At 36.0% G+C, this 16,280-nt stretch carries 9 protein-coding genes and 3 pseudogenes; 6 read left to right on the forward strand and 6 right to left on the reverse strand.

Annotation, left to right across the window (positions count from 1 at the left end; genetic code table 11):
- Positions 1-2: 2 nt before the first annotated feature.
- Positions 3-869, reverse strand: coding sequence for a 4-(cytidine 5'-diphospho)-2-C-methyl-D-erythritol kinase (locus tag ACE38O_RS02105; protein WP_374698931.1), 867 nt, complete (start codon positions 867-869; stop codon positions 3-5).
- An 81-nt stretch (positions 870-950) separates the two neighbouring features.
- On the opposite strand from ACE38O_RS02105, the gene ACE38O_RS02110 reads away from it, so the two are divergent.
- Positions 951-4,367, forward strand: a complete 3,417-nt coding sequence (locus ACE38O_RS02110; RefSeq protein WP_374698932.1) for a UvrD-helicase domain-containing protein — start codon at positions 951-953, stop codon at positions 4,365-4,367.
- A gap of 478 nt (positions 4,368-4,845) precedes the next feature.
- On the opposite strand, the gene ACE38O_RS02115 is transcribed toward ACE38O_RS02110, so the two are convergent.
- Together ACE38O_RS02115 and radC are read right to left on the reverse strand one after the other, a co-directional pair.
- Positions 4,846-5,136, reverse strand: coding sequence for a GIY-YIG nuclease family protein (locus ACE38O_RS02115; RefSeq protein ID WP_007549156.1), 291 nt, complete (start codon positions 5,134-5,136; stop codon positions 4,846-4,848).
- Between the two features lie 381 nt (positions 5,137-5,517).
- A complete protein-coding gene (gene radC / locus ACE38O_RS02120; protein ID WP_374699063.1) occupies positions 5,518-6,192 on the reverse strand; it encodes a RadC family protein in 675 nt (224 codons plus the stop codon).
- 921 nt (positions 6,193-7,113) lie between these two features.
- On the opposite strand from radC, the gene ACE38O_RS02125 reads away from it, so the two are divergent.
- From ACE38O_RS02125 to ACE38O_RS02135, 3 genes are all read left to right on the forward strand, one after another.
- Positions 7,114-8,220, forward strand: coding sequence for a D-alanyl-D-alanine carboxypeptidase family protein (locus ACE38O_RS02125; RefSeq protein ID WP_374698933.1), 1,107 nt, complete (start codon positions 7,114-7,116; stop codon positions 8,218-8,220).
- Between the two features lie 108 nt (positions 8,221-8,328).
- Complete coding sequence (locus ACE38O_RS02130) at positions 8,329-8,643, forward strand: DMT family transporter (RefSeq protein WP_064124961.1); 315 nt, start codon at positions 8,329-8,331, stop codon at positions 8,641-8,643.
- A gap of 16 nt (positions 8,644-8,659) precedes the next feature.
- Positions 8,660-9,004, forward strand: coding sequence for a DMT family transporter (locus ACE38O_RS02135; protein ID WP_096616925.1), 345 nt, complete (start codon positions 8,660-8,662; stop codon positions 9,002-9,004).
- Here ACE38O_RS02135 and ACE38O_RS02140 read toward each other — a convergent pair.
- Positions 8,957-9,457: pseudogene (locus ACE38O_RS02140) on the reverse strand (PD-(D/E)XK nuclease family transposase); the annotation flags it as partial. The gene ACE38O_RS02135 and the pseudogene ACE38O_RS02140 sit on opposite strands and share 48 nt — an antisense overlap.
- A 71-nt stretch (positions 9,458-9,528) precedes the next feature.
- On the opposite strand from ACE38O_RS02140, the pseudogene ACE38O_RS02145 reads away from it, so the two are divergent.
- Positions 9,529-9,657: pseudogene (locus ACE38O_RS02145) on the forward strand (helix-turn-helix domain-containing protein); the annotation flags it as partial.
- Between the two features lie 35 nt (positions 9,658-9,692).
- On the opposite strand, the pseudogene ACE38O_RS02150 reads toward ACE38O_RS02145, so the two are convergent.
- Positions 9,693-10,781 (reverse strand): annotated as a pseudogene (locus ACE38O_RS02150) (IS481 family transposase).
- A gap of 54 nt (positions 10,782-10,835) precedes the next feature.
- Complete coding sequence (locus tag ACE38O_RS02155) at positions 10,836-13,244, reverse strand: tetratricopeptide repeat protein (protein ID WP_374698934.1); 2,409 nt, start codon at positions 13,242-13,244, stop codon at positions 10,836-10,838.
- 372 nt (positions 13,245-13,616) lie between these two features.
- Here ACE38O_RS02155 and secA point away from each other — a divergent pair, with 372 nt between their 5' ends.
- Positions 13,617-16,277 (forward strand): preprotein translocase subunit SecA, encoded by a 2,661-nt coding sequence (gene secA / locus ACE38O_RS02160; protein ID WP_374698935.1) that lies wholly within the window; start codon positions 13,617-13,619, stop codon positions 16,275-16,277.
- Positions 16,278-16,280 lie beyond the last annotated feature (3 nt).

A 16,280-nucleotide genomic window follows, 5' to 3' on the forward strand; every position in this document is an offset into this window, starting at 1 on the left:
AGTCAAACTATTAATTGAGTGTCACATGCCCACCATTCTGGTTGCTTTTCTCTGATATTAACTGCAGCAGCTTTTGCATTTTCCTCACTATCGAATATTCCAAAGCATGATGCACCACTGCCTGACATGCGAGAAAGTATAGAGCCTTCTTGTGACTCAAGTGTTGATATCACATCCTGAATTTCAGGTACAAGACTTACTGCTATCTCTTGAAGATCGTTTCTCGTCTCTTTAAGAAGCTTTAATAAATCTTTCTCGGTATCATCGTTCCATGTAATTGGCTCAGAAAATTCTCCTTCATGTTTGGAAAATACCTCTAGTGTGCTCAAAAACTTTTTTTTCGGCTTCACCAGTACTATATTTGTGGGTAGAGAGAATTTTTTTATGGGACACAACTCTTCACCAATACCTCTAACAAAAGCAGGCTTACTATCTATACTTGCAGGAACATCAGCACCAACGCTTAAAGCTATTTCATTTAAAATCGTCCTATCAATCTTCCACAGCTTTCCTAGCGTACGTACCACAGCTCCAGCATCTGAGGAGCCACTGCCCAAACCCGCAGCAATTGGTATATTTTTCACAACCTTTACAATTACTTTAGTTCGCGCAGGGGCATATCTAAGCAATAGATTAACTGCTCTAATTACGGTGTTGTACCTGTTATTAATTCTAAGTTCGGAATTTACAAATTCAACTGTAGAGTTATCGTATCTAGAATACTTCTCACCTACTTTTATTTCCAAAAAATTAGAAAGATTAGCAAAGACAAATAAACCTTCAATCAAGTGATATCCTGTTTCCTTCTTATTTACAACATGCAAAAAAAGATTGATTTTTGCAGGCGCCTTTACACAAAAACTTTTCATTATATATCTTCACTAAGACTATTTTTACATTATATATATAATGCTATTCTAGTCAACTTTTATAAGGTTTTCGCACTTCTGATGAGATCAAATGCCATAGATCCTAATTTCTCTGTGTGGGTAAATGCGTCCGCTGGTACAGGCAAAACAAAAATCTTAATAGACAGAGTATTGAGACTTTTATTAGAAAACAAAAGAAATATTCTCTGCTTAACGTTCACCAATGCTGCAGCAAACGAGGTGGAGAATCGTGTTCACAGCATACTCAGTAAGTGGGCAATATGCTCAGAGAGTGTGTTGATAGCAGATTTAGAACAATTAGATTTCTTTCCGATGTACCCCTATTTGTCATCCCAGTGCTCGACCAGAGAAAATAAAGATTATTTAACAAGAGCAAGAGGGCTTTTCTCTGAATTGGAAAATCTTGGTCTAACTATACAAACCATACACGCTTTCTGTTACAAATTAATTTCCAACTTTCCCATAGAAGCTGGCATCGCCCCAAATTGTACGCTGAGTGAATGTAAAGAATTACATTCCATCATATTCAATAAAGTGCTTCATAACGAAACTGTGCAGGATGATATCAACCTTATTGCAACTGAAATTGATGAAAATAAACTACGCGATTTGCTTTATACTTTATGTATAAAAAGATCGATGTCAGCAAATGATTCGGAATATATCAAAGAAAAACTCAATGCTCCAGATGGAATTCATGACGCACAGAGTGAAACGACTGAGCACATAAAAAGATTAGCCGAGATATTAAGTGAAGGCAGTAAAAGAGATCAGAGTTACAGCAAAATGCTTAATGATTGGTGCAACAGCACAAATAAAGAGGACATAGAAGACCTAGCCAAGGTATTTCTCAAATCAGAATCGCACGAAAAAAAGAGCATATCATCCATTGCAACAAAAAGTATTTTGGAGAAATTCAGAGATGCAGAGCAAATAATAGAAAATATTCAGAATGTAGTATTTACCCATATAAGAGACATGAACTCTTATCAAATATTCAAGAGAACCAGTAGCTTACTTGGTATATTTAAAGTATATGTTGATCTATACAGTAGCGAAAAATCAAAAAACGCACTGCTTGACTACAATGATATAATTGGCTTAGCAACAAATCTTCTCAGCAATCCAAACTATAAAGATTGGATATTGTTTAACTTGGATCAAAAAATAGATCACATCCTTGTTGATGAGGCACAAGACAATAGCATCAGCCAGTGGAAAATTATAACAAATCTCTGTGATGAATTTTTTGCCGGTAATGATGAAAAGCGAACCTTGTTTGTAGTTGGTGATGTAAAACAGTCTATTTATAGATTTCAAGGAGCAAATCCCCATCTATTCAACTATATGCAACAATACTTTCATACGAAAACTGGTGGTAGAGATTGGATATCATGCCAACTTGAAAAGTCATTCCGCTCAACTCCAGAAGTTTTGATGCTTGTAGATAGAATATTTAACAACTTCCGCGCAGAAATATCTTTTGTTGATAATGAAATAAAACATGTTCCACATAGAGAAAATGATCAAGGATATATTGAAATTTGGCCAGCGTTACCAAAGTGTAAAGAGAAAGAACAGCGAGCTTTACAAATTCCTCTGACATGCAGGGAAAATTATATAATAACAGACCGATTACTTGCTCAAACAATAGCCAACAGAATTCACAATTGGTTAAACCAAGGGCGAATTTTAGTCGCTAAAGATCGCCATATAGAGCCAAGAGACATTATGGTTCTGGTACGGCAACGAAACGTGTTAGTTGATTACATAATAAGCGAACTTAAAAAAGCAAACGTACCAGTTGTAGGTCGAGATTATTTTAGAATTATGGACTATATAGCTGTGCAGGACTTAATAGCTTTGGCCGAATTTTTACTCCTCCAGGCAAATGATCTAGCTCTTGCAAATGCTTTAAAATCACCGTTATTCAATTTTACTGAGGATGATTTATTTAACATTGCATATGACCGTAAAGAGCAATCATTATGGGAAAGACTTGAAAATTATTCTGAAGATATCTATAGCGAATTAAACGATCTCATTAACTTATCTTGCATAGAGTCTCCTCTTGCACTATTTACACATATATTGCGTACAGGTAAGAAGAAATTTGCTGCAAGGCTAGGTCTTGAGTGCTTCGAGGTTCTAGACGAATTTATGAACCTTGTGTTGCAATTTGAAAACCCATCTCTTCAAGCGTTTGTTCAGTGGATCAAGGAGAATAACCCGGAGATTAAGAATGATATGCAATCAGAACGCAATGCTGTGCGAATAATGACAATTCACAAATCAAAAGGTCTGCAAGCTCCCATAGTATTTTTGGTTGATACAAACACAGTGCCAAGAAACAGTGAAAGCATTATCTTTGATAGAACGGAAGTACCATTTTGGTGTGGAAAAAACAATAACGCTTATTGTGATCAAGTAAAAAGAGAGAAAAAACTAGAGGATTATAACGAATATTTGCGTTTATTATACGTAGCACTCACACGTGCTGAAGATGAGTTATACATCTTAAGTAAAGAGCCAGTGCAAAAGGGCTCTTGGTATGATCTAATCACTCAGTATGGAGAACCATATGAAAAGAAACAAGCATACTTACAGCCAATATTTAAAGAAAAAGTTGAAGTGCTATGTGTGAACGCAAACTACCCTTACATTTATAAAAAACGTGATTATTTTGACGTTCCAGTCATTTCCCTTCCCCCAGCTTTAGCCCACTCTTTGGTGTCATCCCAGCGTTCTCCCCTGTCATCCCAGTGCTTGACACTGGGATCCAGTAAAAAAGAAGGGGTAGAATGGATCCCAGTGTCAAGCACACAGCTGTACGAACATTGCGATACAAGAGTAATTTTCATCAAGAAAGATGTCATCCCAGTGCCCAGACACTGGAACTTAACTTTAAATGAGTGCACTGGGTGGCTGTATAATGAAAACTGGATCCCAGTGTCAAGCACTGGGATGACAAATAGGGGTATTAGAATGACAGATGAGAGTGCTGGAATGACAAAAAGTAGTGCTGAAATGAAAGACAGCTATGCAAGAGGCCTGATCATTCACAGCATATTGCAGTATATGCCCAAGATAGAAAAAGAAAGGAGAAAAAACTGGGTCAGAAAATATCTTGACAATATAAACACCAGTGAAGATAAGGATGAAATTTACAGTAAAATATTAGCTTTTAACGAAAAATATGATTACCTATTTGACTTAGAGGGCAAGTCAGAAATTACACTGAGTGGAATAATTGATGGCGAACCAGTATTAGTACGACTAGATAGGCTATGCATAACGCAAGATAAAGCGATCATAATTGACTACAAATCACACCGTAACGTTTCTGTTTCCTTATTAAATGAAATAAAAAAGCAAATGCTGACCTATAAAACCTTAGTACAAGAAATATATCCAAACAAGCAAGTAGAGTGTGTGGTTATTTGGGTGGAAGATTTAACCATTCAATCTGACCTTTAACGAAACTTGATTGCAAGAAATAGCTACTACGTCATACCACCGCGAACCGTCATACCGCGATTCATTCGCGGTATCTCATCAGCTAACACGTAGCGGGATGACGAATTACTTAACCATCATGCCGCCGCGAATAGATCCCGCTAACAAGCAGCGGGATGACAGCAATCCTACGTCATACCGTGATTTATTCACGGTATCTCATCCGCTAACACGTAGCGGAATGACGAATTACTCAACCATCATGCTGCCGCGGATAGATCCCGCTAACAAGCAGCGGGATGACAGCAATCCTACGTCATACCGTGATTTATTCACGGTATCTCATCCGCTAACACGTAGCGGAATGACGAATTACTCAACCATCATGCTGCCGCGGATAGATCCCGCTAACAAGCAGCGGGATGACAGCAATCCTACGTCATACCGTGATTTACTCACGGTATCTCAGCCGCTAACACGTAGCGGGATCTCAGCATAGCTATCTTAAAGCTAAGTAATATAAGTCAACCCAGCTAGGATTCTTTTGATTGATCAAATTAATTTTCCACTGCCTTGGCCATTCTTTCAGGCGCCTTTCTCTTGCAATAGCTAAACTTATATCTTCAAACTCTTCAAAATATACAAGTTTATTTACATTATATCTTGATGTAAAACCTGAAACAATTTTGTTTTTGTGTTCCCAAATCCTCTTGATCAAATTTGCAGTTACACCAATATATAATGTGCTATTAGCTTTATTTGTAAGTATATAGATATATGATAACTTCATCTTAATCGTTTATAGCTAAAGTAACTGAGGTTTACCAACATTATACTACACCATCGTGCCACAATAAAACTTACCGTCATCCCGCCGCAGATAGATCCCGCTAACACGTAGCGGGATGACGAATTACTTAACCATCATGCCGCCGCGAACCGTCATCCCGTTACGGTATCTCTATAGCTAACCCAAGCAGGGTTTTCCCTACTTCATACCGCGATTCATTCGCGGTATCTCAGCATAGATTCCGCTAACGAGTAGCGGAATGACGAATTTGTCGTTTTTCAAATCGTCGGTAAACCTAAGTCACTTTAGCTATAGATCCCGCTAACACGTAGCGGAATGACGATTGTCGGTAAATCTAAGTTACTGTAGCTATAAAGGCTTTCACAACAACCTATTTTCCCTGAAACTAAAATAGCTACTGAATGTAATAATAATGTGGTCTATTAATTCTATTCCTATACTTTGGCAAGCTTCTGCTAGTTGCCTAGTGAGAGATATATCGCTATTTGAAGGTTGTGTATCTCCGCTTGGATGATTGTGAGATATTACAATGGATGTTGAACCAATCAAAAGTGCGCGCTTGATGATCTCTCTGACATAAAGAGGAGTTTGATCTACTGTACCAACGTTTTGCAGGTCTTCCGCTATTAGACGATACTTTTTATTCATATAGATGACGCGAAAATTTTCCTTATTGAGGCTTCCTATGCTTATTCTTAAATAATCAAGCAATTTTTCCCAGTTATCGATTATAGGCAGGTCTTTTATTTCTTCTCTTGCAGAACGAACAAAGGCTTGTTTCACACAAAAGATGGCAGATATTGCTGCATTGCTGACACCATCAACATTTTGCAGTGCTTCCAGGTCAGCATTAAAAACTTTATTCAAACTGCCAAAATTTTCTATCAAACTCTTTGCTATCGGCTTTACATCAATTCTACTGTATGCTGAATATAAAATGTGCTCTAAAACTTCATAATCAAGTAATGATTGTCCATTATCTAAAATAATTTTCTCTCTTAGACGCTTTCTATGCCCCTTTTCGTAATTTTTCATCATTAGTGAATTGCTTATCTCTTATATAATAAGAAGTTAGATTTTTAAGTAAAATATTTAATAAAGCGCATGACGCACAATTGTAAGAACATTCATTTTTAAAGACAGTAAATGGTGTAATGAAAGTAGCTGACGCGAGCTCTACGTCATACCGCCGCGGTATCTCAGCAGATCCCGCTAACAAGCAGCGGGATGACGAGGCTTATCGTCATGCTGCCGCGAACCGTCATACCAACCGTCATACCGTGATTTATTCACGGTATCTCTAGATCCCGCTAACAAGTAGCGGGATGACGAGGCTTATCGTCATGCTGCCGCGAACCGTCATATCAACCGTCCTCCCGTGATTTATTCACGGTATCTCTAGATCCCGCTAACAAGTAGCGGGATGACGGTTGTTGTTTAGCTACAAACATTAAGAAATTTACCAAACGAAAAAAAAGGCAAAAGAAGCCCTGGTCATTGTCTATTTTCAGTATTTGGCGTTTTTTAAGTCTTAAACACTGCAATTTAGCTGCTTTTAAGTGCAACTCACCTTAGTTCAAATGTTTAAGAAATTTACTAAGCAGAAAAAAAGGCAAAAGAAATCCCGTGTTAGCTAGTTGTCACTCTCTAATCCTGCAAATTGGCATACTATACTGTCTTAAACGACTTATAAGCGCGTTTCAGCTTGTGTAGGTAAAAACCTAGAAATATTGTGAAGACATAAGGTGCACATAGTGCAAAGAATTAAAAATAAGACGCCAACTACGTTGTTTTCTTGCTGTTTAATCTGCACAGATGAAGATAACTGAATACCTTCAATACCATGATAAGGGGGCTGGCGGAGTTTGTCAAGGAATTTTTATGCAAGAGATCTATTGAAATGCCCCTGTAAAATTATACTATTAATTAGTGCACTGTAAATTTAAAATTATAGATATGTTAAGCAGATTGGTAATTTTGCTATTAGTTTTTATACTTCCTTTTTCTTCATACTCATACCAGTTTAGAACCAAAGCAAAGCAAGCATTAGTCTTAGATTTAGCTTCAGACTCGTTCATTTTTGACCATAATTCCGATGAAAAAATGGCCCCATCTTCAATGAGCAAGTTAATGACTTTATATATAGCCTTCGATTATCTAAAAGCTGGAATAATAAATATGGAGGATAAATTTCGAGTAAGCAGAAAAGCGTGGGAAAGAAAAGGCTCTTCTATGTTTTTGAAAGAAGGTCAATCCGTTACGGTGAGGGAATTACTCGAAGGAATTACAATAGTCTCAGGTAATGATGCCTGTATAACACTAGCCGAGGGTATTGCAGGATCAGAAGAGAATTTTGTGGCTGAAATGAATGAGGTTGCACAAAATTTGAACCTGAATGACAGTCATTTTGTCAACTCAAGCGGGTGGCCAGATGGAGATCATTTTATGAGCGCAAAAGACTTGGTAATGCTGGCAAAAAGGATTTTCACTGATTTTCCTGAATATTACGATTTATTTTCTGAACAATATTTGACATATAACGAAATTGCACAAAAGAATAAAAATCTTCTACTTTTTCACGACATTGGGGTTGACGGTTTAAAAACCGGTTATACAAATGCTGGTGGTTATGGCATTGTAGCATCTGCAAAACGAAATGATAGGAGAATTTTTGCTGTCGTAAATGGTTTAAACACTGAGAAAGAGCGAATAGAAGAAGCAAAAAGACTGATACAATACTCCTTAAATCATTTTAATACTAAGAAAATATTTGCTAAAGACAGTGTAGTTGAGGAAGTAAATGTTCTCTATGGAAAAGATAAAAAAGTGCCTATTACAGTTGCAAACGATGTTACCATAACTTACAACCGCAAATTGCATGACCAAATTAAGGTGCGTATTGAATATAAAGATATGATACCTGCACCCATTAAAAAAGGTCAAGAAGTGGGCAAAGTTTTTGTAGAAATACCAGGTATTGAGCAACAAACTACACCTCTTTATGCAGCAAATGACGTACAGGAATTGAATTTCATAGAAAAGTTTTTTAGAATGTTATTTTAAGTTTAATATATTGGCTTTCAAAGCAATTTCGAAAGAGAGATCTATTGCACTTTAGTGTAGTTTTAACTAACAATTTCTGTTACAATACAAGATTGAAATGTTACGAAAATGTGCTGGTTATATTTGTTGCTGTCTAGTATCCTAGAGATACTGTGGGCTGTAACGCTAAAGTTTAGTAACAGTTTTACTAAAGTTGTGCCTTCGATTGCAACATTGGTAATTATGATCATTAGCATTTATTTTTTATCTCTTGCAGCATGCTTTCTACCTATTAGAGTATGCTATGCAGTTTCCTCTGGAATATGCACAATTGGAATAACTATAATTGGTGCAACCGCTTTCACAGAGAATATTAATTTATCTCAAGTTTTATGTATCATTTTAATTGTAATAGGAACCATAGGGCTAAAGCTCTCTATTTAAGCCTAAAAATTTATGCATGAATTGGATATATTTACTCTTATCGTCACTAATTGAAGTGTTCTGGGTCATAACACTTAAGCATAGTTGTGGATTTACTCATCTCGTACCATCAATAATTAGCATATTCTCCATGGCTCTTAGTACGTATTTACTTTCGCTCGCTATACGTTCTATACCTATCGGAGTATGCTATGCAATTTGGACTGGAGTAGGTGCTATAGGAGCTTCGATACTTGGAGTTTACCTATTTAATGAACCAGTTAATTTATTCGAAGTAATATGCTTTATTTTAGTTACATTCGGGATTATAGGATTAAAATTGTTTGATACTGCAAAACAAACTGTTGATAAAATGGAATAAGAGATCCCACTGGGATGACAGAAGCAGATACTCCACATTGTCATGCAAATTGGAATCCAGACTTTTTTCTATACAGCATGGTGGAGACGAGAAACCGTAACCGTTCACACTTAATTCTGCAATCTCACTAATGGACAGGCCAGTACACTTGACAATAATTTTTCCTTCGATTTTTCCTTGTTGAATAGAAGAAAGATAATCATCAATATGTTTCTTAGTTTGATCATAAGCAAAACGTTCTTCTTTACTCCAGTTATATTGATTTAACACATCATAAGCTCTACCAATAATAACATCACTACCTATTATTTTCTGTAGATCTTCTTCGCTAGTTTCATCGGCGTACTTAAAAAAATAAATCCATTTTTCAACAATATTTGAAAGCTGATCTTCTTTTGTCTTATTAAACTTTGGTAGCTCGATGAAAGTGAAACTAAAATCTTTGAGATCATGTATTAAATAGGACTTGATCTGACACTTAAAATAAGTAAGTTATAAAATAATAAAAGAAAGGAGTGTTAGAAATGAGTACAATACAAACAAAAATACTAAAACCAAAGCTAGGGTTATTAGAGCTAGCAAAACAACTAGGAAATGTATCTCAAGCATGCAAAGTGATGGGATACTCAAGAGATACATTTTATCGGTTTAAGGTGTAAAAGACAAGATTTAATGTGACAGACAAGAATTAACTGACAGAAGAATTGAGGTAGTCAAAACTAATATCAGGCTCTTGTTTAATGCTACTAATGTTTTTCTGAAAAGCAATATATTTACTATCAAAAAACGTTTGCATAGGTGTTTTGCCATAGCAATACTTACCCGAGTGAGGCCTTGTCTCATTATAAGAACGCAACCAATAATCAACATCAATCTGTAGATCTTCCAAAGAATTGTAGATTTTCTTTCTAAAGATAATATTGTAACACTCATCTTGCATGGTTCTATGAAATCTTTCACATATGCCATTGGTTTGTGGAGAGTTGGCTTTGGTTCTAGAATGATCGATATTTTCGATTCCCAAATATAACTGATAAGCGTGATTTTCTGGCTTGCCACAATACTCTGTACCCCTATCAGTTAGAATGCGTAATAATGGAATTTTCTGCTCATCAAAAAATGGAATAACTCTATCGTTGAGGAGGTCTGCAGCTGTAATAGCTGTTCTGTCCGTGTAAAGTTTAACCATTGCAACTCTCGAATAAGTATCAACAAAAGTCTGCTGATAAATTAGCCCTATACCTTTGATATTGCCCACATAATAGGTATCTTGAGAACCCAAATAACCTGGATGTTGTGTCTCAATTTCACCATGAGCTTCCCTTTGTTCTTTAACTTTTTCTAAAGCTGTAAGTTGTTCTTCAGTTAAAATGATTCCTTCTTAAGCTACTTTTGTCTCTAGCGCTTTAAGTCTCTTTTTGAGAGTTTCAAGGTCATTTCTTAGCCATACAGACCTTACTCCTCCCTGAGAAATTATTATACCTCTTTTTCTCAGTTCATTTGCAGCTCTTTCTTGCCCATATGCTGGAAATTCTGTTGCTATACCAATCACTGCTCTTTCTATATCGTCGGAAACTCTGTTCGCTAATAGCGGTTTTTTCTTACTTATTTCATGTAATGCTTCCTCTCCTCCATTTTCATATAACTCCTTAAACCGATAAAATGTATCTCTTGAGTATCCCATCACTTTGCATGCTTGAGATACATTTCCTAGTTGTTTTGCTAGCTCTAATAACCCTAGCTTTGGTTTTAGTATTTTTGTTTGTATTGTACTCATTTCTAACACTCCTTTCTTTTATTATTTTATAACTTACTTATTTTAAGTGTCAGATCAAGTCCTATTTAATACACCTAAAGCACTATAAGTATTACCGAGGTTTGCCAGTTGTTTAGCAACTTGAACGTGATCAAGACCGTAATGTTTCTCAAAAATAGGTAAAGCCCATTCAAGCAGCTCCTTTTGTTTCTGAAGATCACCTGAATCCCCATAAGCGACACCTAGGTTTGCTAGTGATTTAGCAACTTGAACATGATCAGAGCCATAATGTTTCTTGTCAATTGCTAAAGCCCGTTCAAGCAACTCCTTTTGTTTCTTATGATCACCTAAAGCACCATAAGCGCCACCGAGGTTTGTTAGTAGTTTAACAACTTTAAAATGGTCAGAGCCATAATGTTTCTCTTGCATTGCTAAAGCTCGTTCAAGCAACTCCTTTTGTCTTCTAGGATTACCCAGATCGTAGTATCCATCATCCATCCATATTAGCAAACGTACAAGATAATCCTTTTCTATTGTTTGCTTTTCCAAAGGTTCTAAAGGTTTTTCTTTTAGCCAACTATCTATATGTGATAGAAATGCTTCTAAATGAGGCAATAATTGTCGTTTTTTAGCATAATCTTCTAATTTATCACTGCCGTAAGGAAAACCCTTTTGTAGTAGTTGAAAAACGGTTTCTATGTCTTCTTTAATTTTTCCACTTTCCTCTGACTTTAGCCTTGTCACCTCCTGAACCAAGTTGTGCACTAACATGCTATGATCTTTTTTGACAGTTAACATAGAATAACTTATTAATATTCCAAACGCTTCATGGAAAGTTTCTAAGGAAGGATTATTTTCTTGATTATCAGCAAAGATTTCTAGTAAAGATTTAGGGATAGGACTACCATCTAGGTAAGCACAAGCAGTAAGCCAGTTAGCCGCCAAAGAAGATTCTTTTTTTATTGCTTCTACTGTAATGTTCCATGTGACATACACTATTGCTGCAGTCTCTCTATTAGCACAAGCTGGAAATGTTTCAAGCAATGTTTTATCAGACAATAAAGCTCGTTTTCTATCATTATATAATTTCAAGTAGTCTGAAATACTTATAACTGTTTTCTTTATATAAGCACTTGCTTGGGCTAAAGCTAAAGGTAAATGACCTAATGTCTTTGCTAATGTATCCACTTGAGTTATGTCTAACTTCTGTCCTTTCGCTTTTAATATCTTACGAATGTAGCTCCTTGATTCTCCAGGTTCAAAAACATCAATAGAAATAGTGTTCTGTGGTTGTGGCCAGCCAAATGTATAACGAGAAGTTAATAATATCTTTCCTCCTTTTATAGGAAGTAAATCTGCTATATCTTTGTAATTAGGAGCATTATCGCATATCAGTAGCCACCCAGCACGTTTGGGGTCTTCTAGCCAACGCTTAACAGACTTAGCATGATCTTTTTCAAGAACTTTTCCTTCATAATCATGAATAATGTTTAGTTCACGTCCTAATTTAATATATTCGTTAATTAAAGTATTTCTATCTTTTGCATCAAACCAAATTATCCCTTTATATTTTTGGAACTTACTCCAAATAAATTCTAATGCTAATTGTGTTTTACCTATTCCACCTAGTCCATGACAAGCAACTAGTGTTGCTGTATCATTAGCTTTCAGGCATTCTTCTATTTTATCTAGCAGCGCTTCTCTGCCGACAAAGTTATAATTTCGAGTAGAGACTTGCCAAAATTCATCTAGATTTTCTTTAGGTTTGAGATTATAAAGATGTTCTATAACTTCCCTAAAATAATCGTCTTTTCTTGTTAGATAAGAAACTTTGCTACCCTGTTGTGCCCACCATTTCTCTACCTTGTCATATACACGGACAAAAACTGTATCAATATCTTCTTCCCCTGATATTTTGTATACATTTCCTATTTCTTTCTTAATAATATCATCTAATTTTGAATGATTAGGTTGATTAACTACAAACCTTATTCTAAGTAAAAAATCTTCTATTTCATCTTCACTGCCGCAACTGAAGTATTTTTTCAGTTCAATATGATTTTTTATTTTGTAGCACGTTCCTCTGTGACCTTCATAAATACTTAAAATGTTATCATCTGTTAACTTTGACTCTTCCAGATACTTCTCTAATGTTTCTATGCTGCCTTGCTTTTCTGCACCTTTTTTGAAGTTCACATTAACATTGGTGTGAATGACAAGTGTAATATCACTGTTCTTACACTTAGAGTTTCGCATAATCTTAAGATAAGATTCAACAAAATATTTGTTTAATCCGAAATCCTTTTTCTGTTGCTTTCTATCATTTCCATCAATAAACAAATCTTCAAAAGTAATATTCTTCGAAGGGCGATGTGTATTGCAGTGCTTAGCTTGGACCAAGACAATTCTCGATTTGTTTTCCTGATTTTCATACTCAAAAGAAATATCATCAAAGGCTCCAAAACCTTCTACGTTTGATGCCAACCAAAAGTCAACTTTACTACTTAATCCGTGAAGCAGGTACAGCATTGATAGTTTTACTTCATATTTACGACCATGATCACCTGTTGATGTGCCATCTCTCTTCTTAAATTTAGGATTACCAAGTTCTTCAGACTGCTTATTTTCTACATTTATACCCTACTAAACCTACGAATAACTTCTTTCTATAAAAAATTAAAGTCACCAAGTACCTAAGATAATGCAACAGATTCTTTAATATTTCGATAACAGTGCCGAACAGGGTTGATTTTGTTTTCTATCTTAAGTATAAAGATTCCCCAAATCTAATATGTAATTGCTGTAGGCTGCATTTAGTAATATAATCTCGTATTAAATAAGACGTTACTTAAGTTTATGCTAGATTCTCCGCTAATTTTGACAGCCATTCTTATATTTTTCATTTTTACGTTGTCATTCTTTTTTATAAGAAAGATATTTGGGTCAACAAACAAGAAGATAATAAAATCCTTTAGGAAAATTGTTCAGCAAATAAATACATTAGAAATAGAAATGCAGAGCTTATCTGATGAGGAGCTTGCTGGTAAAACTGGGGAATTTAAACAAGAATTGAAAAATGGCAAAACACTAAATGATCTTCTCTTACCTGCATTTGCAGTTGTGCGTGAAGCCTCTCGAAGGTTTCTTAACATGAGACACTTCGATGTTCAACTGATCGGTGGGATGGTGCTCCATCACGGCATGATATCAGAAATGAAAACAGGAGAGGGAAAGACACTCGTTGCAACTTTAGCTGCATACCTTAATTCTTTAGAAGGGAAAGGTGTGCACGTCGTAACTGTTAACGATTATCTTGCAAAACGAGACACAGAGTGGATGAGCAAATTATATAATTCTCTTGGGGTTTCTGTTGCGTTTATCACGAATAACTTGACAGATGAAGAGAGAAAAGAGGCTTACAGTGCAGATATCGTGTATTCCACAAATAACGAGCTTGCCTTTGATTACCTGCGAGACAATATGAAATTTTCTCAAGAAGACATGGTTCAGAGAGGCTTTCACTACGGAATAGTTGATGAAGTAGACTCAATACTCATTGATGAAGCTCGCACTCCGCTTATTATTTCTGGCCAGATTGAGGAAAACAATCAGATATATAAGCATATCAATAAAATAGTAACCAAATTAGTTGACTCTGATTATGAGGTGGATGAAAAGGGTAGGGCAGTGTTCCTTACTGAAGATGGTATTTCACGAGTGGAAGAACTACTCAGGTCATACAATCTCATTCCTGAAAATTCCTCGCTCTATGATACTGACAGCATGATAATGACTCATTATATAGACCAAGCATTACGTGCACATAAGCTGTTTACTGCTGATAAAGATTATATAGTAAAGGATGGCAAGGTAGTGATTATTGATGAATTTACTGGGCGTATGATGGAGGGCAGGAGATATTCCGATGGTCTTCATCAGGCACTTGAAGCGAAGGAGAATCTTGAAATTCAGCATGAAAACCAAACTTTAGCATCGGTCACATTTCAGAATTACTTTCGTATGTACAATAAACTTTCCGGAATGACTGGAACAGCAGCAACAGAGGCAGAAGAGTTTCGTGATATATACAGACTAAATGTAGTAAAAATTCCAACCAATGTACCTGTAAAAAGAGTTGATATTGATGATGAAATTTATGGCACAGGAAAAGAAAAATTTAATGCTGTGTTGAAGTTTATAGAAGAATGCCACAAACGCCTTCAACCGGTCCTTGTTGGCACGGTAAGCATCGAAAACTCTGAGAAGCTTTCTGCGCTTTTGCAAAGCCATTCTCTTAAGCATTCAGTATTGAATGCTCGTTATCATGAACAAGAGGCGTACATAATAGCACAAGCTGGAGTGCCAGGTAGTATCACTATAGCAACTAACATGGCAGGACGTGGAACTGATATTCAACTCGGTGGAAACGCTGAAATGATTGCAAAGGTAGAGCTAAAGAAGATAAAAAATGCTGATGAAAGAGAAAAAAAACACCAAAAAATAGTCGAAAGAGTAAAAAAAGATAAGGAAATTGTTATAAAAGCTGGTGGTTTATGTGTGGTTGGAACCGAAAGACATGAAAGCAGGAGAATAGATGATCAATTACGCGGCCGTTCTGGTCGTCAGGGGGATCCTGGACTTTCTAAGTTCTTTTTATCGCTTGAAGATGACCTAATGAGAATATTTGGTTCTGATAGAATGAGAAGCTTTTTACAAAAAGTAGGGTTAAAGAATAACGAAGCTATTCATCATCCATGGATCAATAAGGCACTTGAGAAGGCGCAGAAGAAAGTTGAAGCTAGAAATTATGATGTGCGGAAGTCTTTGCTTAAGTTTGATGACGTAATCAACAACCAACGTAAAGTTATTTTTAAGAAGAGAAACAATATCTTAGGCAACGAAATTAATGATTTACCTGAAGTATATAGCGAAGTAAATGAGCGCATAGTAGAAGGTATAATCCAAAGTGGCTATTATGAGGATTATATTGAAGATATAGCCAAAGAATTCCATACAAGGTATGGGGTAACATTTAATAGGGAAACCCTAGCAAAGTTTTTGAATAAACAAGAAGCTTTGAATTATATAAATGATAAGATACAAGAATTTTTTACTGAGAAAGAAAAATATTTCAACAGTCAGCACACTACAGATTTGTGGAATACGATCGTGAAGCAAATGATGATAATGGCACTTGATCATTTATGGAGGGAACACCTTTCAGTTCTAGAGAGCCTAAAACAGAGCATAAGCTTACGTGCTATGGGGCAGAAAGATCCACTGAATGAATTTAAACGCGAAGCTTTCTTGATGTTTGAGTCAATGCTTGAAAAATGGAAGGAACTCACCATTCATCGCTTAGCACACTTTAAGTTGGCAGACAACCAAGAGATAGGCAATAGGTTACATTCTGCTAGAAATAGCAGACTTCCCAAAGTCTCAAGAAACGACAAATGTCCTTGCAACTCCGGAAAGAAGTACAAACACTGCCATGGCGCAGTTACTGTGGTGAATTAGTAA

The sequence above is a fragment of the Wolbachia endosymbiont (group B) of Limnophora tigrina genome, assembly GCF_964263235.1.
Lineage (GTDB): Bacteria > Pseudomonadota > Alphaproteobacteria > Rickettsiales > Anaplasmataceae > Wolbachia.